Source organism: Bifidobacterium catenulatum subsp. kashiwanohense JCM 15439 = DSM 21854 (assembly GCF_001042615.1).
Lineage (GTDB): Bacteria > Actinomycetota > Actinomycetes > Actinomycetales > Bifidobacteriaceae > Bifidobacterium > Bifidobacterium catenulatum.
Window position 1 is genome coordinate 245,516 of the sequence record NZ_AP012327.1, and the last position, 23,964, is coordinate 269,479.

The 23,964-nt window shown below is 55.2% G+C and carries 19 protein-coding genes and 1 pseudogene; 17 read left to right on the forward strand and 3 right to left on the reverse strand.

The features are described 5' to 3' along the window. The first annotated feature begins 22 nt into the window (after positions 1 to 22). Positions 23 to 1,459 carry a metallophosphoesterase gene (locus tag BBKW_RS00940; protein ID WP_033500699.1) on the forward strand — a complete coding sequence of 479 codons (1,437 nt, stop codon included), beginning with the start codon at positions 23 to 25 and terminating at the stop codon, positions 1,457 to 1,459. 112 nt (positions 1,460 to 1,571) lie between these two features. On the opposite strand, the gene BBKW_RS00945 is transcribed toward BBKW_RS00940, so the two are convergent. Then, complete coding sequence (locus BBKW_RS00945; RefSeq protein WP_033500700.1) at positions 1,572 to 2,393, reverse strand: IclR family transcriptional regulator; 822 nt, start codon at positions 2,391 to 2,393, stop codon at positions 1,572 to 1,574. A gap of 350 nt (positions 2,394 to 2,743) precedes the next feature. Between BBKW_RS00945 and leuC the strand changes: the two genes are divergently transcribed. From leuC to BBKW_RS00975, 6 genes and pseudogenes are all read left to right on the forward strand, one after another. Beyond that, a complete protein-coding gene (gene leuC, locus BBKW_RS00950; RefSeq protein ID WP_033500701.1) occupies positions 2,744 to 4,147 on the forward strand; it encodes a 3-isopropylmalate dehydratase large subunit in 1,404 nt (467 codons plus the stop codon). A gap of 71 nt (positions 4,148 to 4,218) precedes the next feature. Next, a complete protein-coding gene (leuD, locus tag BBKW_RS00955) occupies positions 4,219 to 4,908 on the forward strand; it encodes a 3-isopropylmalate dehydratase small subunit (protein ID WP_033500702.1) in 690 nt (229 codons plus the stop codon). 222 nt (positions 4,909 to 5,130) lie between these two features. Further along, complete coding sequence (locus BBKW_RS00960) at positions 5,131 to 6,777, forward strand: ATP-binding protein (protein ID WP_048349486.1); 1,647 nt, start codon at positions 5,131 to 5,133, stop codon at positions 6,775 to 6,777. A 328-nt stretch (positions 6,778 to 7,105) separates the two neighbouring features. Then, positions 7,106 to 8,080: pseudogene (locus BBKW_RS00965) on the forward strand (diguanylate cyclase); the annotation flags it as partial. A gap of 96 nt (positions 8,081 to 8,176) precedes the next feature. Beyond that, positions 8,177 to 9,502, forward strand: coding sequence for a UDP-N-acetylglucosamine 1-carboxyvinyltransferase (gene murA, locus BBKW_RS00970; RefSeq protein WP_033500705.1), 1,326 nt, complete (start codon positions 8,177 to 8,179; stop codon positions 9,500 to 9,502). A gap of 347 nt (positions 9,503 to 9,849) precedes the next feature. Further along, entirely contained in the window at positions 9,850 to 11,265 is a 1,416-nt protein-coding gene (locus BBKW_RS00975; protein ID WP_033500706.1) for an RNA-binding domain-containing protein, read from the forward strand. Positions 11,266 to 11,423: 158 nt separating this feature from the next. On the opposite strand, the gene BBKW_RS10405 is transcribed toward BBKW_RS00975, so the two are convergent. After that, the gene (locus BBKW_RS10405; protein ID WP_128832438.1) at positions 11,424 to 11,693 is read right to left on the reverse strand and encodes a hypothetical protein; all 270 of its coding nucleotides are present in this window, start codon (positions 11,691 to 11,693) and stop codon (positions 11,424 to 11,426) included. Between the two features lie 32 nt (positions 11,694 to 11,725). Here BBKW_RS10405 and BBKW_RS00980 point away from each other — a divergent pair, with 32 nt between their 5' ends. The 10 genes from BBKW_RS00980 (at position 11,726) to BBKW_RS01025 (ending at position 22,930) form a co-directional block, all read left to right on the forward strand. After that, the gene (locus BBKW_RS00980; RefSeq protein ID WP_051920337.1) at positions 11,726 to 11,929 is read left to right on the forward strand and encodes a hypothetical protein; all 204 of its coding nucleotides are present in this window, start codon (positions 11,726 to 11,728) and stop codon (positions 11,927 to 11,929) included. A 49-nt stretch (positions 11,930 to 11,978) separates the two neighbouring features. Then, a complete protein-coding gene (locus tag BBKW_RS00985) occupies positions 11,979 to 12,860 on the forward strand; it encodes a lysophospholipid acyltransferase family protein (RefSeq protein ID WP_033500805.1) in 882 nt (293 codons plus the stop codon). Positions 12,861 to 13,076: 216 nt separating this feature from the next. Then, positions 13,077 to 14,075, forward strand: coding sequence for an NAD(P)H-dependent glycerol-3-phosphate dehydrogenase (locus BBKW_RS00990; protein ID WP_033500707.1), 999 nt, complete (start codon positions 13,077 to 13,079; stop codon positions 14,073 to 14,075). 264 nt (positions 14,076 to 14,339) lie between these two features. Beyond that, positions 14,340 to 15,767 (forward strand): ATP-binding protein, encoded by a 1,428-nt coding sequence (locus tag BBKW_RS00995; protein WP_033500708.1) that lies wholly within the window; start codon positions 14,340 to 14,342, stop codon positions 15,765 to 15,767. Between the two features lie 170 nt (positions 15,768 to 15,937). Continuing rightward, positions 15,938 to 17,074: a D-alanine--D-alanine ligase family protein gene (locus BBKW_RS01000; RefSeq protein ID WP_033500709.1), complete on the forward strand. Its 1,137-nt coding sequence runs from the start codon at positions 15,938 to 15,940 to the stop codon at positions 17,072 to 17,074. A gap of 254 nt (positions 17,075 to 17,328) precedes the next feature. Beyond that, positions 17,329 to 18,492, forward strand: a complete 1,164-nt coding sequence (locus BBKW_RS01005; RefSeq protein WP_033500710.1) for an ABC transporter substrate-binding protein — start codon at positions 17,329 to 17,331, stop codon at positions 18,490 to 18,492. Positions 18,493 to 18,713: 221 nt separating this feature from the next. After that, complete coding sequence (locus BBKW_RS01010) at positions 18,714 to 19,667, forward strand: ABC transporter permease (protein ID WP_033500806.1); 954 nt, start codon at positions 18,714 to 18,716, stop codon at positions 19,665 to 19,667. After that, complete coding sequence (locus BBKW_RS01015) at positions 19,658 to 20,521, forward strand: ABC transporter permease (protein WP_033500711.1); 864 nt, start codon at positions 19,658 to 19,660, stop codon at positions 20,519 to 20,521. Before BBKW_RS01010 ends, BBKW_RS01015 begins: the two co-directional genes overlap by 10 nt. Next, positions 20,518 to 21,699 carry an ABC transporter ATP-binding protein gene (locus BBKW_RS01020; RefSeq protein ID WP_033500712.1) on the forward strand — a complete coding sequence of 394 codons (1,182 nt, stop codon included), beginning with the start codon at positions 20,518 to 20,520 and terminating at the stop codon, positions 21,697 to 21,699. Before BBKW_RS01015 ends, BBKW_RS01020 begins: the two co-directional genes overlap by 4 nt. Before the next feature lie 130 nt (positions 21,700 to 21,829). Beyond that, positions 21,830 to 22,930, forward strand: coding sequence for a CPBP family intramembrane glutamic endopeptidase (locus BBKW_RS01025; RefSeq protein ID WP_033500713.1), 1,101 nt, complete (start codon positions 21,830 to 21,832; stop codon positions 22,928 to 22,930). A 95-nt stretch (positions 22,931 to 23,025) separates the two neighbouring features. Here BBKW_RS01025 and BBKW_RS01030 read toward each other — a convergent pair whose 3' ends face one another. Beyond that, on the reverse strand, positions 23,026 to 23,811 hold the full coding sequence (locus BBKW_RS01030) for a mechanosensitive ion channel family protein (RefSeq protein WP_033500714.1): 786 nt from the start codon (positions 23,809 to 23,811) through the stop codon (positions 23,026 to 23,028). Positions 23,812 to 23,964 lie beyond the last annotated feature (153 nt).

Genomic DNA, 23,964 nt, shown 5'->3' on the forward strand with positions numbered 1-23,964 from the left:
AAATTGCACTACCCTAGGAAACATGACTGAATTGCAGAACGCAGCAAAAGCCGCGGCCACGCGACCGCGCATCCAACCGGCGGAAGAAGGCGACGATCGTCCGCTTTCCATATCCGCGCGACTGGGGCGACTGCAATTCCACCAATCCGGCAAATTCCGCGTGCTGCAGCTTACCGACATCCAAGACGGACCGAAAGTCAGCAAAGACACCGTCAAACTCATCGAAGCGTCGCTGGATGCCACACGTCCGGATATTGTTATCTTCACCGGCAATCAGATCGCAGGATACGATCCCGCATACGCGCAAACCACGCGCAAGCGTCGCTGGAGCGTTTCTGTCGGAACTGTGCGTAAGCCCGCCTCATCCAAGTCTTCCGAAGCGTCAGAATGGTTCGAAGCCGCGCTGGAACGTACACGCGCATCCGTGCGTGCTACCGTCGAACAGCTCGTGCGTCCGCTTGCCGACCGCGGTATTCCGTGGGCGGTGACCTTCGGCAATCATGATTTTCAGTGCGGGTTGGGCAATGCGGAAATCGAAAGCATTTGCAGGGAAGTTCCTGGATGCCTGAATCCTGATCCTGCGCGACTTCAGACGGAGCAATATTTGCCGAGCCAACGCGTGTTTGCCTGCGAGCCGGGCACATTCGCGTTACCGGTTTCCGACGTGGATCATACGACGTCCGTGCTTGGCCTGGTATTGCTGGATTCAGGCGATTACGCACGTTCCGGCGGGTACGGAAGCCCGTCGGCGGAGGCGTTGCGATTTCTTGCCGAAGTGCCGGAAATGATGGCCACGCAATCTCAGAAAAAGGTAGAATTGCACGAAACCGCGAAATCGCAGGAACAGGCGGTGCCGTGCATGGTATTTCAGCATTTTCCGGTGCAACAGTATTACCAACTGTTGAAGCCGGCTGCGGCGAATGCGGCGCGCGCGATCGAAGGCTACCGCAATTACGCTGGGAAACACTACGTTTTGGACGAGGGAAAAACGCTTCCCGGCAGTTATTTGGGGGAGGGCATCAGCTGCCCCGATGCCGACAGCGGCGAATTTGCGATTTTGGAGCAATACGGGTATTTCGCGATTTCCGCGGGGCATGATCACCGCAATGCGTTCGTTGGAACAGTACCGATTTCGCAGAATTCCGCTGATGCGCAGACGGCGAAGGTTCCACCGAAGGTGATTGACAGGCTGATGATGATCGCGTCGCCCACCAGCGGTTTTGGATCGTACGGTCCGGTTCCGCAGAAGAGGGCCGCACGTCTGATTGAGTTCGACATTCGACATCCGTACGAGCCGCGCACGCAGCTACTGGAATACGGCGAATTGGTGGGCAAGCCGAGCGCGGGCAAGGCGTACGCATATGGTATGACCAGCGAGTCGAAGCCCGAATCCGAAGGCGTGGATCTGCTGCATAGGTCAACCTGGTGGAGCAAACTGCTGTCTTGGCTGCGCAAGTAAACGGCAATCGCGGCAAATGAAAACCGCCAATGAAAAACCGTACCTTGCATGCGTTGCAAAGCACGGTCGAAAAGCTTACGAAGCTATACGGTCGTAAGATCGTAACCGCCTGTCAGCGGCCGGAAGAAGCCTTAATCAGGGCGTCAGTCAGGTATTTACCAGCGGCCATAACCAGCGGGGCGTAACGGCGTCCGGGATTGGACCCCATACGACCGTCCGGACCGGAAATCGAAATCGCGGCAATCACTTGGCCGGAAGCATTGCGAATCGGCGCGGAAATCGAGCATACGCCCTCATCGCGCTCGTTCACGGATTCAGCCCAACCGCGCTTGCGCACGGCGGTAAGCTTGGACGCGGTGAACTTGGCGTGGCGCAACCCCTGATGCAGGCGTTCAGAATCCTCCCAAGCCAGCAGAATCTGGGCTGCGGAACCGGCCGCCATCGACAGCATCGCACCAACCGGAATGGAATCGCGCAAACCGGATGCGCGCTCCACAGCGGCGATGCACACGCGCATATCGCCCTGACGGCGGTAAATCTGCGCGGATTCGCCGGTACGATCCAGCAACGTCTGCAAAATCGGCGCGGCTGCGGTCAGCAAACGATCCTCGCCGGCGGCTGCGGCCAATTCCGCAAAACGCGAACCAAGCACGAAACGGCCATGTTGATCACGCAACACAAAACGGTGACGCTCCAGCGCAATCGCCAGTCGATGTGCGGTCGGTCGAGCCAAGCCCGTTGAGGAAACCAGCTGTCCGAGCGTTGCCGGACCGGATTCAAGCGCGTCAAGGATTTTGACGGTCTTGTCAAGCACGCCCACGCCGGAATGAATCTCGTTGCTTTGAGAAGACGTCGTGTGGTGGGTCTCAGCTTGAAGCTCAGTCTCATCTGACTGCGATTCAGGCATGGTGGTGCTTGTATTCGAAGAAGTCATAAGAGGGATTATGCCATCTCACATATTGAAATGCAAAATATATGCAATGTCGGACTGCGGTAAAGCAGAAATTTTCTAACTTTTATTCAGCAAAGGAAAAGTTGGGAAAATGCTGATTTTTCAACGATTATGTTGGCTCATACGGAGAGGTATGTCGCATTTTGCGTGTTTTTAGCGTGAATTAACGTGAACTCGACGCATGCATGATACGTGCGTTGCATGCAAGTATCTCATATACCGGCATAGACGCATTCGAACCGGGCTCAAACACCATAGGCTTATAGCACGAACAGCGCGGGTTGGCAATACCTGCGAGGAAAAAGCGAGGAAAAATCCGAGGAGGTCCCGCAATGGGAACGACATTGGCCGAGAAGGTCTGGGCCGATCATTTGGTACGCAGGGGTAGTGATGGGGCTCCCGACTTGCTGTACATTGATCTGATGCTCATGCACGAAGTCACCAGTCCGCAGGCATTCGAAGGCTTGCGATTGGCCGGACGCAAGCCGCGTCACCTTGACCAGCTGATCGCAACGGAAGATCACAACACTCCGACTGCCGACATCGACCGCCCGAATCCGGATAAGATCTCTGCGCTGCAGCTGAGCACGCTCGAAAAGAACTGCAAGGATTTTGGCGTACGTCTGTGCCCGCTGGGAGACGCCGATCAGGGCGTGGTGCACGCGTTCGCGCCGGTGCTGGGTCTGACGCAGCCGGGCATGACGATTGTGTGCGGCGATTCGCACACCTCCACGCACGGCGCGTTCGGTGCCATGGCCATCGGCATCGGCACCTCCGAAGTCGAACATGTTATGGCAACGCAGACCCTGAGCTTGAAGCCGTTCAAGACCATGGCCGTGAATATCGAAGGTGAGCTGCCGAAGGGCGTCACCGCAAAAGACATTATTCTTGCGATTATCGCGAAGATCGGCACTGGTGGCGGCCAGGGGCACGTCATCGAATATCGCGGCGAAGCCATCAAGAAACTGTCGATGGACGCACGCATGACCATCTGCAACATGTCGATCGAAGCAGGCGCCCGCGCCGGCATGATCGCGCCGGACGAAGTGACGTTCGAATACCTGAAGGGCCGCCCGCACGCGCCGGAAGGCGAAATGTGGGACAAGGCCGTCGAATACTGGAAGACGCTGAAAACCGATGATGACGCCGTGTTCGACAAGGAAGTGACCATCAAGGCTGAAGACCTCGAACCGTACGTGACCTGGGGCACCAATCCGGGCCAGAGCATCAAGATCTCCGGCGTGGTGCCGGATCCGGCCTCGTTCAACGACGAGACCGAGCGCACCGCGGCCGAGCGTGCCATTGCCTACATGGGTTTGACTCCGGGCACGCCCATCAAAGACATTGCCGTGGATACCGTGTTCATCGGCTCCTGCACCAACGGACGCCTTGAGGATCTGCGCGTGGCCGCCTCCATTATGAAGGGGCATCACAAGGCCGAGAACATTCACCGCGTGCTCGTGGTGCCGGCCTCCTCGCGTGTGCGCTTGCAGGCGGAAAAGGAAGGACTCGACAAGATATTCAAGGACTTCGGTGCCGAATGGCGTAACGCCGGATGCTCCATGTGCCTGGGCATGAACCCCGACAAGATGGTGGCCCGCGAACGTTCCATTTCCACGTCGAACCGCAACTTCGAAGGACGTCAGGGCAAGGGATCGCGTACGCACTTGGCATCACCGGCAGTCGCCGCAGCAACCGCCATCCGCGGTACCATCTCGTCTCCGGCCGACCTGTGAATCCTTGGAAATCCTCGGAAAATCTTGGATTTCCGGCATCCTGTGAATCGTAAATCGAAAGAAATGTTGAAATGGAAAAACTGACTGCTCTTACCGGCGTGGCCGTGCCGCTTCGCCGCTCCAACGTCGATACCGACCAGATTATTCCCGCCGTGTTTTTGAAGCGCGTGCAGAAGTCCGGTTTTGACGACGCGCTGTTCTACGCATGGCGTCGCGATCCGGAATTCGTGCTCAACCAGCCGGAATACAAGCAGGGCAAGATTCTCGTTGCCGGACCGGATTTCGGTATCGGCTCTTCGCGTGAACATGCCGTGTGGGCGCTGCACGATTACGGTTTCCGCGTGGTGATTTCGTCTCGTTTCGCTGACATTTTCTATGGCAACACCGCGAAGAACGGCGTGCTGGCTGCGATTATGCCGCAGGAATCCGTTGAGCTGCTGTGGAAGCTGCTCGACGAGGAGCCGGGCCGTGAAATGACCGTGAGCCTAGAGGATCGCACGGTGACGTGCGGCGATGTGACGCTGCCGTTCGAGGTGAACGACTACACCCGTTGGCGTTTGATGAACGGCTACGACGACATCGATCTGACGTTGCAGCATGAAGACGATATCGTGGCATACGAAAAGATGCGTGCCGAAAAGTTCCCGTTCAAGCCGAAGACGCTGCCGGTTAAGTGCGAACCGGAGCAGACGATCGCTTCTGCGCGCGAAGGCGAATACCCGGATTGGCAGGGTCCGCTTGCCGATCGCGGCATTATCTGAGTTGGCTAGAGCTGCGGCTTCTTAGCTTTCGGGGTTTTAGCTTCAGGCTGGTGTGTTTCGTTCCGTGATGGAGAGCGGGCCGCACCAGCCTTTTCTTTTGCCGTCGCTTTTTGGAGAGGTCGCAATAAAAGCGGTGATAAATTTACAAAAAGCGATGGTAAATTCTAAAAGCGGTGGTAAAATTGCTGGTAACGCACAATGCTGAGTGGAAAGGCGGTGGCAATGGTGTCCCAATCTCGATTGCAATTGCAAGATGAAGATAAGTGGTGGGAGCGAGAGATTCCTCGCATGCGTGAGCATAACCGTCTTGAGGCAAAGCGTGCGAAAGGTGGTCTGCCGCATAGTATTTGGGAGACGTACAGTTCTTTCGCCAATACTGATGGTGGAATGATTCTGCTCGGCGTTTCTGAAAATTCCGATCATTCGTTGAGCATTACGGGTGTTGATGATGCACACAAGATGGTTCAGGATTTTTGGAATACCGTGCACGATACGTCGAAAATCAGTTCGGTGGTCCTTAGCGATGATGATGTCAACATACGTCACACCAGTCATGGAAACGTTATTTGCATTAATGTTCCGCGCGCGTCTAGGGAGAGGGTCCCCGTGTATGTCGGTCCTAATCCGATGGAAGGGTCTTACAGGCGCAATGGTGATGGTGATTATCTATGTGATGAGGAAGACGTGCGTGCCATGCTGCGTGATAGTGAACTGAAGCCACTGGATCGGCAGATTGTTGGGGGCATGACCGGGGATGTGCTGAATGGTGACTCCATTCGCGCATACCGTCAGCGTTTTCGTGGTTTACGGCCGGGGCATCCGTGGGCTGAGATTCCGGATGAGGATTTTCTCTTGCGTGTTGGTGCGCTTTCGCTTGACGGTTCTCTTGCTCGCCCCACTCGTGCCGGATTGCTGATGTTCGGACATGCCTGGAATATTATTGAAGAGTTTCCCTACTATTTTTTGGATTATCGTGAGATGTTTAATGGTGCGGATCGTTGGAGTGATCGCATCACTTCGGATGATGGGGACTGGTCCGGCAATATCTATGATTTCTGGGAGAAAGTGGTCAATCGGTTGCGGTACGCGGTTGCGCATCCGTTCCAGCTGGGTGCAGATATGCACAGAATAGACGATAATCCAATGGATAAAGCGGTGCGTGAGGCTGTGACCAATACGCTTGTTCATGCGGATTATTACGTTCGTCGCGGAACGGTGATCGTGCAATATGCGGATCGAATTGTGTTTTCGAATCCAGGTGGATTGCGTCTTTCCGTTGACGAGGTTGTGTATGGCGGTATTTCGGATGCCCGCAATCCTACGCTGATGAAGATATTCAATCTGATTGGCGTTGGGGAAAAAGCGGGAAGTGGTTTCGACGTAATGCGTGCTGGATGTGAGTTTGCCGGTACTGCGGTTCCCGAATTGAGGGTGACCGATAATCCAGGCCGGGTACAGCTCACATTGTATCCGCGTGCGTTCCCGCACTATGCCGATTATAATGTGATGCCTTCAAATGGAACTTCAGCTGGCTCTTCCGTTGGCGGTATTCGCGTGGTGACTGATAATTCTTCTCTGGATTGTGATGTGGAGCGTGAGAATGCTTTGCATGAGAATGCTGGAAGCGCTGGGAATGATTCAGATGTGGAAACTATGGGAAAATCTGCGATCAAGTCGAAGAGCTACGTGGAGAAAATCACGCGTACGCTGATTGATGAAGGACCTTGTCAAACTTCGTATTTGGCGCAGGTACTGGGGTTGGGACTCACGCGCACACGCGAAATACTGGCCGACCTGGTGAAAGCGGGCACGATTCAGCCGGTTGGTGTTGGCCGTGGTCGCAAATACCAGCTAGTGGCTGATAATTAAGGATTAGGTGTTTGGATTGCTGATTATGTGAGATTTGCGCGGGTTTTGCATATGAGACGCGCTATGGTGGGCTTATTGTTTTGCGCTTTCGTAGCTTTCGGAGAGAAATATGAGTCAGGGTTTCGCGCCGTTTTATGATGTCAATCGCACGTATGAAGATAACTATTTGCAAGGGCCGTTCGGCGCGTTTGCCGAAGTGTTGAAGGCTGATTCGTCTGATTCTGTAGATTCGGTCGCTCCTGTTGATGCGGTTGCGTCCAACTCCTACAGTGAAGATCATGCTGCTCAGACTAATCAGGCTGCCCATGTTGTTCAGGCTCAAGCTCAGGAATTCCTTGGTTTTCGCGTGAATCTGCCATTTGGCATTCCGGCAGGTCCGCTGCTGAACGAGCGTTTCACCACGGCTGCCTTCCTCATGGGCTTCGATTTGGCCGTGTATAAGACGGTTCGCTCCCGCGCATGGGGTTGCAATGCGTTCCCGAACGTGCTTGCCGTGCATCCGAGGAATGCTGATGGTTCGCTGGTTCCCGGCAGTGCCGAACTTGACGAGGGTGTGCTTGCCGATACCCGCTATGAGCTTCCGATTTCGATTTCCAACAGTTTTGGCGTTCCCTCCCGTGATCCGGACGAGTGGCAGCCGGATATGCAAAAGGCGATCGCAGCGGCCGGCGATGGCCAGCTGCTGGTGCCGAGCTTTCAGGGATCTCGCGTTGAAGGCATGGATCGCGAGGCGTACATTGCCGATCATGTCACCACCGCGCATTTGGTCGCCGAAACTGGCGCTGGCCTGATGGAAATGAATACCAGCTGCCCGAATGAGGGGCATAATCGTCTGCTGTGCCATGATCCGCATTTGGTCGGCGAGATTACGGAAGCGGTGAAGAACGAAATCGGCGATCGTCCGCTGATCGTGAAGCTCGCATACATTCCGAATGATACCGATTTGGAGATCATGGTGAAGGAAACTGTAGGCCACGGCGCGGTGCAGGGCTTCTCCACGATCAACACGATTTCCGCGAAACTGGTGGATGCGAACGGCAATCAGGCGTTGCCTGGCGCGGGCCGTGACCGTTCTGGCGTGTGTGGCAATGCGATTCGTGGCGCAGGCCTCGATATGGTCGGTCGTTTGAACGCGATTCGTGAGAAGCTGGGGCTTGATTTTGCGATCGTCGGCGTGGGCGGTGTGATTCGTCCGGAAGATTACAAGGCGTACCGTAAGGCTGGTGCGAATGCGGTGATGAGTGCCACGGGTGCCATGTGGGACGCGAATCTCGCGCGCGAAATTAAGGAGACACTGCGCTGAATTCCGTTTTCCGCGAATATGCTACATGCCTTATGGCAAACTGAAAGGCAGTGTTTCTTTAAATTTGATCCGATAGCGGGTCGAAAGAGGTTGAGCGTGTCTGACAATAACAACGACATTCTGCACGTCGAAGGTGGCAAGCCGCTGAACGGCACCATCAAGGTGCGTGGCGCGAAGAACTTCGTGAGCAAGGCCATGGTGGCGGCGCTGCTCGCCCCGGGCACGTCCGTGTTGAAGAATGTTCCGGAGATTCGCGACGTGCATGTGGTCTCCGACTTGCTGCGTCTGCATGGCGTGGACGTTACGGTGGACGGCGATCACGGCGTGGTCACGATCGATGCCACGAATGTGCAGCTTGCTGATGTGGCCGACGTGGATACGCTGTCCGGCTCGTCGCGCATTCCGATTCTGTTCTCCGGCCCGCTGCTGCACCGTTTAGGTGAGGCGTTCATTCCGGCTCTCGGCGGGTGCAATATCGGCGGTCGTCCGATCGATTTCCATCTGGAAACGTTGCGCAAGTTGGGCGCCAACGTCGATAAAGAACATAAGGACGGCATTCATATCACCGCGCCGAACGGCCTGCATGGCGCGAAGATCCATCTGCCGTACCCGTCCGTGGGCGCTACCGAGCAGACACTGCTTGCCGCAGTGCTTGCGGAAGGCAAAACGGAGCTTTCCGGCGCTGCCACCGAACCGGAAATCATGGATTTGGTGTGCGTGCTGCAGAAGATGGGCGCGATTATTTCCGTGGATGTGGATCGTACGTTCCGTATCGAGGGCGTGAAGGAACTGAAGGGCTACACGCACACTTCGCTGACCGACCGCATCGAGGCTGCTTCCTGGGCTTCCGCGGCATTGGCCACGCATGGCGACATTTTCGTCAAAGGTGCCACGCAGCCTGAAATGATGACGTTCCTGAACGTGTTCCGCAAGATCGGTGGTGAGTTCGATATCACCGATAACGGCATTCGTTTCTGGCATCCGGGCGGCGATTTGAAGCCGGTCGCGATCGAAACGGACGTGCATCCGGGCTTCATGACCGACTGGCAGCAGCCACTGGTGGTGGCATTGACGCAGGCGAAGGGCCTGTCGATTGTGCATGAAACGGTGTATGAGAATCGTTTCGGTTTCACGAAGCCGTTGGTGCAGATGGGTGCCACGATTCAGCTGTATCGTGAATGCCTCGGATCGCTGCCATGCCGTTTCCAGCAGCGTAATTACAAGCATTCCGCGGTTATTTTCGGACCGACCCCGCTGGCCGGCCGCGATATTGACGTGCCGGATCTGCGTGGCGGCTTCAGCCATCTGATCGCCGCGTTGGCGGCAAAGGGCCCGTCCAATGTGCAGGGCATTTCCCTGATTGACCGTGGTTATGCCGATTTCCGTGGCAAGCTTGAAGCTCTCGGCGCAGATTTCGACTGATTCGCCGTGATCGGTCAGGATCGGTTGCGGCTGACCAGTCGTGGCTGATGATTCGCGATTGAACGGTCGCGTTGAACGTCCATATCGCCTTTCGCCGGCACTCGCCTCACGCGGGTGCCGGTTTTGTTTTTGTGTGGTGATATTGCGTTACTTTGCATCGTTGAGGCTGTTTTGTCGAGATCCTATAGGTGTTGGTTTTCGTGCTGGCAAAAGGAGTCAACGCATATAGTTTTATAGTGTGGTTTAATGTGAATTAAACGGTCGAATCGCGGTCGAATCGCGGTCGAATCGCGGTCGAATCGCGGTCGAAATAAGTTGGTGAATGACTTCTGTGATGAGGTGAGTCAATGGATATTGCAGAGTTTGAGGGCATTCTTCATGCGGGTGAGAGTTCGACTGTGGAATTTAAACGGTGCGGTGGCAATCCTGAACATGACACTTACGAGACGATATGTTCATTCGCCAATCATGCTGGAGGTTCTATTTTCCTTGGTGTAAAGGATGATGGCACAGTACTAGGGGTTCCCAATAAGTCAGCGTTGAGTATTGAGCGCAATATAGCTAATGTAACCGGACAACCGCAGTCATTTTCTCCGACATTATTTGTGGAAACGGAACGTTTCCAATATGACGGGAAAACCGTGATCCGCATATGGGTACCGCCGACTTCATCTGTGTTCCGTTATAAAGGGCAGATATGGGATCGCGTCGCGGATGCTGATAGGCGAATTGACGGTGAGATGCAGATTACTCAGATGTATATTCGCAAACAGAACATATTCACGGAACAGCGTATTTATCCAGGATTGTCGATTGACGATCTTGATTTGAATTTGATAGCTAGAATTCGTGCGATGGCGGAGAGAAAGACTCCTGATCATCCGTGGGGTGGAATGGATGATCAAACCTTGTTGCGTAGTGCTCGTCTATATGCGAGAGATTATGGTAGCAAAGCTGAAGGGCTGACATTGGCTGCGGGACTTTTGCTGGGCAAGGATGAAGTAATTGCGGATTTGCTTCCTGCGTACAAGACGGATGCCGTGGTGAGACGTGAAAATCTGAACCGATATGATGACCGGCTTATAGTTCGCACCAATCTAATTGATGCGTATAGTCAACTTTCAGCGTTTATGCGCAAGTCATTACCGGATCGTTACCACGCGGAAAATGGCACTGCTGTTAGTGCGCGCGATTGGATCATTAGAGAATTGGTGTCGAATATTCTCGTGCACCGTGAATATTCCAGTCCGGTTCCGGCTCAAATTACCATTACGAATGAAGGAATTGAGACCCGCAATGCCAGCCGCCCGGTTTTTGAGGGTGAGATTGATTTAAACAACTTCACACCTGTACCTAAGAATCCTGTGATTGCCGATGTGTTTATGCAAATTGGTCTTGCTGAGGAGCTGGGTAGCGGGGTAAGGAATCTTATGAAGTATACGAAGCTGTATTCTGGGGGTGAGCCGGTCTTTAATGATGGATTAGTATTTACGGCATTTGTACCCATCCGTGAGCATGAGGTTGAGCATGAAAACATGGCTGAGCGGGTGGTTGGGAAAACGGGTGATACAACTAACAGTATTGAGGATGCTGTCAGGTGCTTATTGTCCAATAACGAGGAAATCACCATTGCCCAAATTGCAGAATTGAGCGGCTCTGATGTTCGTGCTGTGAGACGCAAAGTCGGTAAATTGGTTGAACGGGGACGCCTAGTCGCCCTAGGCAAGACCCGCAACCGTCGTTATAAGAAAGCGGAAGCATGAGATGCTCGCCGATTCCGATTGATCGGCTCTGATTGGTCCGATAGGCCGATCGCGATTGGTGGAGTGTGATCGATTATTGCGACTGACCAGTCGTGGCTGATGATTTGCGATTGAATGGTCGCGTCGAACGTCCGTACCGCCTTTCACCGGCACTCGCTTCACGCGGGTGCCGGTTCTGTTTTTCTGGCGATTGCTGTGGATGTGCGAAGTCTTCCTGTGTTTTGATCTTGCTGCCTCATGATTTCTTTTTCTGCATCATTTGATAAGAAAATGGGGCAGAAAACAATGAAACCTTTTGCAATAAATCTGATGTTTTTTTGAAAAATAGAACAATCGAAATGGTGTTTTCTTTCGGGTTCTGAACCAACTTTACAGGTCTTTCCCCTTTCGACGGGTTTACGAAAACCGTTGAAGATACGCAATTTCATTGCATAACGGGTGATTAAACATAATCTGGGGGGTGGGGGATTCCAAAGCCAAGACCATGCTGGAAAATTACAACATCGCCAATGCGGCGTTCATGGCTATTGGGGCCAGTAAAAACGGACGAAAGATGTTCGACGTGCGCGACTTGATCATCTACCAGCAAGTACGACAAATCGCGATGCTGCAGGAGAAGATCGATGAGTTGCAGCATCGGCTTGATGCCATGAATGAAAACTGATGCCGATACGGTTCCATACGTATCGGCGGCCGGTGGCACAATGGAGACCATGGCATCCAAAGGAAAACCGTCGCCGCGCTCTGCAGTGAAGCCACTGAGCGACGAGCAAGTCGCAAAACTCGCGCAGAAGCATCATCTTGTAGACCCGACCCATGATTTTCCATGCGGGCCGCGCAAAGCCAATGAAGCCGAAATCGCGGCGCAGAATCCAAAAGCGACCCACCGTCTGCTCACCGGATGCGACATCGTATTTCGTAATCGCACCAAACTCAAGGCGTGGGGCATCGAACATGTGCCGGAAACCGGTCCGTTCATCACCGCGGCCACGCACGTCACCATGTTCGACGTGTTCGTGCCCATGATCTCCATATTCCACCAAGGCCGCCGCCCGCGTTATATGGCCAAAGCCGAAATGGCCTCGTGGCCGCTGATTGGCAAATGGTTCCAGCTGGTAGGCATGCAGCCCGTGCAACGACGTGCGGGCAAGGCGAAAGCCATTGAGGAGACCTCCGTGGAAATCCTCACCTCCGGCCGGCCCTTAACCGTATGGCCGGAAGGCACGGTAACGCGAGACCCGCAGAAGTGGCCGATGAGCATGAAAAACGGCGTGGGTGTAATCGCCCTCGAATCCTCACGCCGACTCGGCTACCAGATTCCGCTATATTGCGCGGTAACGTGGGGTGCGGCAAGCATCAACCATTGGTGGCCGTGGCCGCGTAAAAACGTGGTCATGTGCTACGACGAGGCGCTTGATTATGCTGATCTGCTTGCCGATTGCGATTCCTGGGGTGAGGAAGTGCCGGAAGATCTCGCCAACGAACTCACTCGACGCATCCGCGTACGCATGACCGAAGTCATGGCCGAAATCCGCGGCGAACAAGCCCCCGACGGATATTGGGATTATCGCACGATGAGCCGAGTGAAGGACTGAATCGAAGAAGGCCGAATCGAAAAGGACTGAATCGAAAAACCGAACACTCGATTGCTGAAATGAAGTAATCGAAATACTGCCAGCCGATTGCGCGTACGTGTGGCGCGTATTGCAGTATGCATCGCGGTGTGCGCAGCCGGCGGTAGCATAGGAAAAGCAATTTTCGAGCCAAGACTCCGGCTATGAATGATGCCCGGAGCGATGCAAGGAGCAAATATGACGAACGTGACGGTACTGGGCGCAGGAGCTTGGGGAACCGCTTTCGGTCAGGTGCTTGCCGATGCAGGCAACAATGTGACCATGTGGGCCATCGAACCGGAGATCGTGGAAGGCATTCGCGACCACCATCACAACGGTGTTCGCCTGCCCAGCGTGAAAGTGCTGCCAAGCAACATGACCGCCACCGGCGATCGTGCCGAAGCCGTGGCCAACGCCGACATTGTGATCGTGGCCATCGCCGCACAGTTCGCCCGCGTGGCGCTCTCCGAATTCAAGGGCCTGATTCCCGAAACCGCACTCGTCGCCTCGCTGATGAAAGGCATCGAACGCACCACTGACAAGCGCATGGATGAAGTCGTTATGGAAACTCTCGACCTGCCGGTCGACCGCTTCGCTGCGATTTCCGGACCGAACCTGAGTAAGCAGATCGCCGACCGCGAGCCGGCCGCAACCGTGGTCGCCTGCGAAAATCTCGACAATGCGCGTAAGATCGCAGCCGCCTGCACCACCGACTATTTCCGTGCGTTCGTAACCCGCGACGTGATCGGCTTGGAAATGTGTGGATCGCTGAAGAACGTGGTCGCGCTGGCCGTGGGCATGGCCCGCGGCGCCGGCTACGGCGAAAACACTGCCGCCATGATCGAAACCCGTGGTCTAGCCGAACTGACCGCCTTGGGCGAGGCGGCAGGCGCCGATCCGAAGACGTTCGCTGGTTTGGCTGGCGTGGGCGACCTGATCGCCACCTGCGGATCCCCGTTGAGCCGCAATTACACGTTCGGTTCCAACCTAGGCAAGGGCCTGAGCGTTGAGGAAGCCACCAAGGTGAGCAACGGCGTGGCCGAAGGCGTGCCGACCGCCGATGCGGTAGTGGCGCTTGGCAAGCAGTATGGCGTGCCTACGCCGCTCGCCACCGCCATGAGCCACGTACTTTCCGACGGCATCTCCTGCGCGCAAATGCTGTCAGAACTTTTCGGCGAAGGTATCAGCGAAGAATAAGCTTTCCGCAACATCGCAATTGCAGATAAGGCCGCACTTTCAGGTGCGGTCTTTTTATTTTTCGAGGCATGCGATTGCGTAAAACGTCAATCGGAATTTGTCAATCGTCAATCGCTGTATATTCGACAATAATAGTAAATCTGTATAAAAATAGTCTAATCGTAATTAGTATAATCGTGATTAGACAAACTTTATGTGGTGACGGCCGGCTTTACGAAAAGCATGATGGCAACAGAAGATGACCGCAGATGAAAGGCGGAATATATGAATTTCGTTGGGAGAAACGCGGAATTGGAAACGCTGGAACAGGCGTACGGCAAAGACGCATTCCAGATGGTTGTGATCTATGGCCGTAGGCGAGTCGGAAAAACGGCATTGATCGAACGATTCTGCCAAGGCAAACGTGCGCTGACCTTCACCGCGCGAGAATTGAGCAAATCCGAAAATCTTCGTGACTTCTCGCAAGCAGTGTACGCATTCTTCGGCATACCTGAAACCGCCGGATCATTCGCCAACTGGAAAGACGCCTTCGAATATGTGGCAATGCGGGCGCAGGGGGACCGCGAACACCCGTTCGTGCTGGTGTTCGACGAATTCCCGTACGCCGCGCAATCTGAAAAGTCGCTGCCGTCGACGCTGCAGATCGTCATCGATCACGCGTTCAAAAACACTAACGTGACAATGGTGCTGTGCGGAAGCAACGAAGGATTCATGGAAAGCGAAGTACTCGGACGAAAAAGTCCGCTCTACGGCAGGCGAACCGCACAGATTCCACTGAAACCCTTCGATCTGTTCGACGCGGACAAACTTATGCCGTCCAACGCAAGTTGGGAAGACAAAATCAACTATTACGCAACGCTCGGTGGTACCCCCTACTATTTGGAACAACTTTCCGAACAATATTCGTATGCGCAAAACATCGAACGACTCTGCTTCAACATTTCCGGCATACTGTATGCCGAGCCAGACATGCTGATGCGGCAGGAACTTCGGGAACCCGCGTTGTACAACGGCTTGCTGAATGCGGTTGGATCGGGGCGTAATACGCCGACCGTTATCGCCGACTATATCGGCATGGACCGTTCATCGGTGAGCACATATCTCGCCACCTTGGCGGGACTTGGCATCGTCGAACGCAAAGTGCCGTTCGGGGAGAACGCGGCGGTTTCGCGCAAGGGATTATGGCAGTTCAAAGACCCATTCTTCTTCTATTGGTACCGTTTCGTAAGCCCCGCCTCAGTGCTGGTCGAACGCGGATTGGCGCACGCGGCGGCGATGCAAAGCACGTCCGGAGCGGCATTCTCCACATACGTCGGGCAGCAATTCGAAGAAATGTGCGTGCAATGGCTGGTACGTGAATGCAAGGAAGCGCGAATGGCGTTCCTGCCAACCGCAATCGGCAAATGGTGGGGCAACGATCCGCAAGCTAAAGCCCAAGCCGATATTGATATCGTTATGGAAGATTCCATCAACAAACAGCTGCTGTTGGGTGAATGCAAGTGGCGCAATACGGTGAACGAAAGCGAAACCATCGCAACATTGCAATCGTGCTCGCCGCTCATTAAAAGCAACTATGCACGACAATACGTATTGTTCACCAAATATAAAGCCGGAGATGCAACGATTGCGAAGGCTGAACAGGACAATTCGCTGAAATTGGTGGACGCGGAACGTATGTTCTTTGAACGATAGACCGGTGCGGTTTGTATACTGAACTGCGATATTGCGAATGCGTGGTATCGCGGGCGAACAGAAGTGCGAACCGGCGCGATATCGCGAAGACAGACAGTACAGACAGTATTGGCAGACGGTGTTGGACGCGTGTGCGTTCAACGGACCAACTTATGGAGCATAAGACAAAGATGGCAAAACAGCGCATTGTGGTGATGTATGGCGGCAAAGCCGACGAGCATTCGATTTCCTGCATCTCTGCGGCGGGCGTGCTGCGCGCGTTGGATACTGACAAGTTCGAAGCCATTGAGGTGGGAATCACCAAGAACGGCGAGTGGATCGTAGGCGGCGAGGATCCACGCAAGTGGAACATGAGCGAAGGCCTGCCGACGGCGGAGAAGACGGATTCCTCCAAAGATGTGGTGCTGGATGTGGCACTCGGACAGGATGGTTTCTTCGCTCGTGAAGATGACGGCACGCTGACTTCGCTTGGCCACGTGGACGCCGTGCTTCCGGTATTGCATGGTCCGTACGGTGAGGATGGCACGATTCAGGGCCTGTTCGACATGATGAACGTGCCGTACGTTGGCTGCGGCGTGCTCGCTTCCGCCGCCTGCATGGACAAGCATTATACGAAGGTATTGCTGGCTGCGGCTGGTATTCCCGTGGCTCCCGGCATCACGTTGGATGTGCGTAATTATGATGCCGCTTCCGAATTCGCCGCCGAAGCGGACGAGATGCTTGTCGCGGTGCAGCAGGCCGGATTGCAGTACCCGCTGTTCGTGAAGCCGTCCCGCGCCGGTTCCAGCTTCGGCGTGACCAAGGTCGAGCATGAGGGCGATGCGGCCGAGCTTGCCGCCGCCGTGTTCGAAGCGTCCCATCATGATTGGCGTGTGCTTGTGGAACAGGGTATCGACGCGCGTGAAATCGAATGCGCCGTGCTCTGCCCGAAGGCCGGCGAGGCTCCGCAGGCCAGTTGGCCGGGCGAAATCGTGCTTGACAAGCGTGCCGAGGGCGACGACCAGTTCTATGATTTCGACAGCAAGTACGTGAACTCCGACGCAAGCCATGTGGAAGTGCCCGCAAGCCTGCCGGAAGAAACTCTGAACCGCGTGCGCGAAACTGCCAAAAAAGCGTTCATCGCGGTCGACGGTGCCGGTCTGAGCCGTGTCGACACCTTCGTGACGGCCGATGGCGAAGTGATGGTCAACGAAATCAACACCATGCCGGGCTTTACCCCGATTTCCATGTATCCCAAGGCATGGGAGGCGACCGGCGTGAGCTATACCGACCTGATCACCACGCTGATCGAAGGCGTGCTGCGCTAATTTCGATTGTGTGGTGGCTTGATTTATATTGGCCTGCTTTAGGCTGATTCGATTTGCATGAGACTGGCATCAATGCTGACATTGCGTTGGTGCCAGTTGACATATTTCACCAATTTACCTGCAGTTTGGGGAAATTTAGTTTTTCCGATTCAAAATAAACTGCATATTTACTGTAAGGTCAGTATCGCGTTGATTTGAGGGCTTATCTTCTTTCTTGTTGTTATGAACAAGGCATAAGAAAGATATTGATTTCCATGATTTCTCTGCGCAAACTGGCTGCCGGCTCCCTTGCTGCCGTTCTGGCTTTCTCCATGGCCGCCTGCGGATCGGACAGCACGGATTCCTCAGCTGATTCCACTTCCGGCAAGGCCGTAAAGGTTGATGAAAAGTCCGCAAAGGCTACTTCATTGGCTGATTTCGGTACGATGGACGATCTGGTTGCCGCCGCCGAAAAGGAAGGCCAGCTCAACGTCATCGCACTTCCTCACAACTGGTCCAACTATGGCGAGGTTATCAACGGCTTCAAGAAGAAGTATCCGAACATCAAGATCAACGAGCTGAACCCGAACGCCTCATCCAAGGAAGAAGTGGACGCAGCCAAGACCAACAAAGGCACCGACGCTGCTCCCGACGTGTTCGACCTTGGCTTGGCCGTGGCCTCCACCAGCACCGACAACTTCGCCTCCTACAAGGTGCAGGCTTGGGATAAGATTCCGGATTCCGTGAAGAATGCCGACGGCAAGTATTACGCCGACTACACCGGCATCATGTCGATCGGTTGGAACGCCGACAAGTACGGCGACATCAACAACCTCGACGATCTGATGGATCCGAAGTTCGCCGGCACCGTGGCTCTGAACGGCAAGCCTGCCGAAGCTGGCGCCGCATTCAACGGCTACCTCATGATCAACCAGCTTGCAGGTGGTGACATCAACGACCTGCAGCCGGGTCTCGACTACTGCAAGAAGCTTAAGGACGCTGGCAACCTCACCACCATTGACGTGACCGACGGAACCATCGACTCCGGCCAGACTGGCGTGGTGATGGACTGGAGCTACAACCAGGCCTCCTACCAGAAGAGCCTCAAGGAGAAGGGCGTGAACTGGAAGTTCAAGACCTTCAAGAACGCCCAGGTGGTCAGTTACTACAACCAGGCCATCAACGTGGACGCTCCGCACCCGGCCGCAGCACGCCTGTGGGAGGAATACCTGTACACCGCCGACGCTCAGAACGAATGGTTCAAGGGTGGTGCCAACCCGGTGCTCCTCGACTCCATGAAGGAAGACGGCACGGTTGACCAGGACACCCTGAAGACCGCCATCACCATCGAAGGCGATCCAGTGACCTATACCAACGACGATTCCACTCGCATCACCGAATGGCTCCAGAACAACTGGGACAAGACCATCGGCAACTGATTGGCAACCGCTCGTAAGCAATGCAAACGAGCGTTGGAACACAATCGGAAACAATGTAATCCAAGGCCGGTAGACCGGCGGATACGACGGGCTGAAGTAAGTTCCCCGACGTCTTCTGCCGCAACAGCCGGTCTTGAAGCATGTCTCCAGCGCAATAGCGCAATCCCACAATCCTATGCAATCTCACCGCATATCAATCGTATGAAAGCATGCATGCAACCATGACTGCAGCAATCACCCCCAAAGCGGGAGTTATCGGCGGGTGTAACGTACGCGAAGCCCGAGGGACGCGAGAAAACGGCCCCTCCGCAACCTCCGATTTCGCTACGCATCGCCGCGAAATCGGTACATTCGTCGTGACCATCCCGTTTTTCGCCTACACCGCCTGCTTCCTGCTCGCGCCTACCGTTATCGTGATTGTCGGCGCATTCCAGAACGTCGATGGCGGATTTACCCTCAATAACTTCAGTAAACTCTTCGAAGCGAACACCATCGCCGCGTTCGCCACCTCCATTCTCGTTTCCGTGATCTCCGCACTCATCGGCGCGGTCGTGGGTGCGGTCGCCTCGTATGCGCTGGTGATTGGCAGCAAACCGAACGGACTGCTGCGCCGCATGGTCAGTGCCATTTCGTCGGTGCTTGCACAGTTCGGCGGCGTGATGCTCGCTTTCGCCTTCATCGCCACCATCGGCATCAATGGCGTCGGCACCATGCTGATCCGCCAGCTGACCGGACTGACCGTCAACCCGAACTGGTTGAGCTCCCTGCCTGGCCTAATCACGGTCTACTGCTACTTCCAGATTCCGCTGATGATCATCATCTTCCTGCCTGCAGTCGATTCGATTCGTCCGCAGTGGCGTGAGGCTTGCGAATCGCTCGGCGGCAACACCTTCCAGTATTGGACGCGCGTTGCGGGGCCGATACTGGTTCCGCGTTTCATTTCCGCATTGCTGCTGCTGTTCGCCAGTGCGTTCTCCGCATATGCGACAGCCGCCGCATTGTTCTCACAGCGTTCGATTCTGGTGCCGCTTATGATTCAGGGCGCCATGCGCAACGAAATGGATCCGAATCAGCAGGGATTCGCGCAAGTTCTCGCCTTCGCGATGATCATCGTGGTCGCTCTGGTGATGATGCTGAGCCACGCTGTAGAAAAGAGGACCGGACAATGGCAGTGAATCATACTAAAACAATGCCCCCGCAGCTGCGTGCCGCCCGCGTGCGCAAGCAGCGCGTGATCAAGGCGATCATTCTCACGTTCACGCTGCTGTTTCTGTTCGTGCCACTGGTGTCTATGTTTGTGTTCACGATTCGACACCCGCTTTCCGGCAAGTGGAGTTTGGATCCGTGGATTGCGATTTTCACCGGCGATGGCAGTGCGCTTGGTGCTGACTTGTCCACATTGTGGAACGGTCTTGGATCGTCCATGGGATTATGTGTGGTGACCGTGGTCATCATGCTGCTGCTCATGGTACCCACCATGGTGATCGTGCACATTCGCTCCAAGCAGTTGGAACGCGCCATCGAATGGGTGGCCACCCTGCCGCTGACCATCCCCGCCATCGTGCTCGTAGTCGGCCTAGGACCGATCTACCGCTGGCTCAGCGCCGACGTGCTCAACACCAACCCGATCTGGCTGTGCTTCGCTTACGTTATTCTGGTGATGCCATTTGCATTCCGCGCGCTCGCCGTGGGCCTCAACTCCATTGACGTGAAAACGCTGTGCGAGGCATCCCGCTCGCTCGGAGCCTCTTGGCCGCGCGTGTTCTTCCGCGTGCTCATCCCTAACCTGTGGCAGTCGATCCTCTCCGCATCGTTCATCTCCATAGCCGTGGTGCTGGGCGAATACACCGTCGCATCGCTGCTTGGACGCATGAACCTGCAGGTGGCGCTCTACCAGCTTGGTCAATCCAACTCCCAAATCTCCACCGCCATGTCGCTGCTGGCACTACTGTTCGGCGTGATCCTGCTGGTAGCCCTCGATCTTATTTCCGACGCACTGCGTAAATCCAAAGAAAGCAACGAATCATGACTCTCGCTGATCAGAAAGCAACCATAGCACGCACTTCGGAAGCGTTCGTAGACGCCGATCTGAGTGCCGAAACCGTAACCCGAGCCGCACGCGAAGTCCTCAACGACTCCGCGGAACGCGGCGGCGGCGTGCAAATGCTTAATGTAGACAAAATCTACCCAGGAGCCACCAACAAGGCGCTCGACAACTTCAACCTAGAAATCAATCCTGGTGAAATGGTCGTGCTGCTCGGCGGCTCCGGCTGCGGCAAATCCACCGCGCTGCGCTCCCTCGCAGGCTTGGAAGACATTCAGGCCGGTCGGATTCTCGTCGGCGGGCAAGATGTGACCGGTGTGCCCGCCAACAAGCGAAACATGGCCATGGTGTTCCAGGCGTACTCGCTGTTCCCGCACATGACCGCTCTGCAGAACGTGGAATTCGGCTTGGAGATCCGCGGCATGGGCAAGACGGAACGACGTAAGCAGGCCATGGAGAAGCTGGAACTTGTAGGCCTTGCCGATCAGGCCGGCAAATACACGCAGCAGATGTCTGGCGGTCAGCAGCAGCGTGTGGCGCTCGCCCGCGCACTGGCCGTGAACCCCCGCGTACTCCTGCTCGACGAGCCGCTTTCCGCACTTGACGCCAAAGTTCGTGTGCAGCTGCGCGACGAAATCCGCCGCATCCAGCTCGAAGCCGGCACCACCACCGTGTTCGTGACCCACGATCAGGAAGAAGCGCTCGCCGTTGCCGACCGCATCGGCGTAATGAACCACGGATGTATCGAACAGATCGCCGACCCGCAGACGCTGTACCGCCGTCCGGCCAGCGAATACGTAGCCACCTTCATTGGCCTGACTAACCGGCTCCCCGGCATCACGAATGGTGAGGAAGCCGTGGTGTTCGGTCAGCGCGTGCCGCTGCTCGAAGCCTCCAAGCGCGACGCCTCCACCGTGCTCGTGCGGCCGGAAAACCTTGTGATCACTCTGGCCGCAAACGATGGCAACATGGTAGGCGAGCGTGGTCGCGTCGACATGGTGCACTTCCTCGGCGCGCTCGTCCGCGTTGACTTGACGGTTGCCGCAGGTGCGGGCCACCTGCCCGTCACCGTGCAGCTGCCAGCCAATGAGCTTCCTGCCGGTCTGACGGTTGGATCCGAAGTGGTGGTGGCTCCGCGTCCGATCGCCGCGCTCGCCGTATGAGCTGTTTCGTTGCGGACGCCCATGACGACGGTCATGAGATTGTAAGCTGATATTCAGCATTCCTGTATTAAGGTGCTGAATATCAGCATTTTCGTATATGCACCCCGTGCACGTCGTCGCAAAGGCAAATATGACGTTTCCGCAGTACCCACAATATCCGCAGCGGCCGCAACAGCAGAATCCGCAGCAGCCATTCCAATATCAGCAACAACCGCAGTATCCGCGGCCGCAAGTTAATCCTTATGAACGTTGGCTCAGGCGCGTGAAAAGCGTGTTCTCCCGCATCGGCGTAGGCATGTGCCTGATGGTGGTGATCTGGTATGCGCTTGCAACGGTGATTTCCGGCGTGCTTTATCAGGTACTGCACACCACGAATCTGCCGAATTGGGCGGTGTATGTGGCGTCGGATGCCCCTTTGTATCTCGTGGCCATGCCGCTCACGGTACTGATCATGGGCAAATCGTCGGTCATTGAAACACGCAAGTTCGACATGAAGCCGGGCCAATTCTTCAAACTGCTGGTCATGTGCTTCCCGCTCATGTATGTGGGCAGTCTCATCGGCAATATGCTGGCGTCGCTGCTTTCCGGAGGCAAAGCCAGCAATTCGGTAAGTGATCTGGCCATGCAATTCGACGTGTGGAACGTGGTGTTTCTCGTGATTCTCGGACCATTGTTCGAAGAATGGATCTTCCGCAAGGAACTCATCAGCCGTACGCGCAAATACGGCGAAAAAACCGCGATCGTGTTCTCCGCGATGTTCTTTGGCCTAGTGCACATGAACCTGTTTCAGTTCTTCTACGCATTCGCATTGGGTCTTGTGTTCGGCTACGTGTACGTGCGTACCAGCAAACTGCGTTATTCGGTGGTCATGCACATGTGCGTCAACTTCATGGGCGGCGTGGTCGCGCCATGGGTGGTGACGAACATTGACATCGACAGTCTGATGAACGTGCTGACCAGTGCGGAAAACGGCGACGGAACAGCCATGATGCAGTGGATGGGCCAGAATGCGACGGGAACGATGATATTCGGCATCTATATGCTGCTGTATTACGGTCTGATCATTGCGGGTGTGGTGCTGCTTATTCGTGAACGTAAGAATTTTGTATTCTATACCGCACCGGAAGAACTGCCTCGCGGCGTTCGCACGAGAACGGCAATACTGAACGTCGGTGTAATTACTTACATTGTAGTGACGGTTATTCTTACGGCAATCAACCTAATGAGGTAATAATTCCAGTATAAAAAAGTGCCGCATGTGGAATACTGCATGCGGCACTTTTTATATATATGGGTCAATCGCGATTTCTTGTGTTCGTGAGGGGATTATGATTCCCCATTGATGGCGCGATTCTCAAGAAAATCAGCATTGGCGATGGAACGTGCCACGGCGTTGATCATGTCGGGAAGCAACGATCCCGGCTTGGCGTACGCGCACACTTCGACATTGATGCCGTAAGGGGAGTAGCCGGTCAGTCTCACTTTCGGAGGGAAGCGCGGATCGGCCAAATCGGCGGTATCGCGCTGCACGGCCTGAACCACCTGACGGGTCATCTCGTCGATGTCGGTGCCGGCCTTGGCGGTGAACGGCACGCGAACCAGCATCTCATTGGACGGATTGAGTTTTTCCAGTGACGTGGTGTTCAGAATCGAATTCGGAATGATCTTGACGTTGCCATTGCGCTCGCGCACCACGGTCTGACGCCAGTTGATATCTTCGACCACGCCATCGGTGCCCGCCACATTCACCAGATCACCCGGCTGGATTACACGGCCAAGCATCAGACCGAAACCGCCGATGATATTCGCGATCGTATCTTTCATGCCGAGCGACACCGCAAGGCCGCCGATGCCGAGCGCGGTGAAAATCGTGGTCGGATTAATGCCGAACACCGGCTGCAGCACAGTGCCCACAGCCAACGTCCACACCACCGCGCGCAGAATATTGATGAAAATCGAAGCGTTCGGCACTTGCGAACGGTCCAGCACTTTGCTCACGATTCGGGTAAGCGCCTTGTCGATAACGGCCGCAAGCAGTGCGACGACAATGAGCAGAATGATTTTTCCGGAATTGGTTTTCAGCCAATCCACAGCGATTTCAATCGGTTCCATGGTGTTCTGGAGCGTCCCTTCATAAGTTTGTTGCATGCATTACTGGTGCGTTCGATTTGCGTTCGCTGCACCTGCGATGTGTGTTTGCAACTGGTGTTCGCACATATCCTACAGTGTGTGGCTGAGTCGGTTTGAGCGTGGGTGTACGGGGGT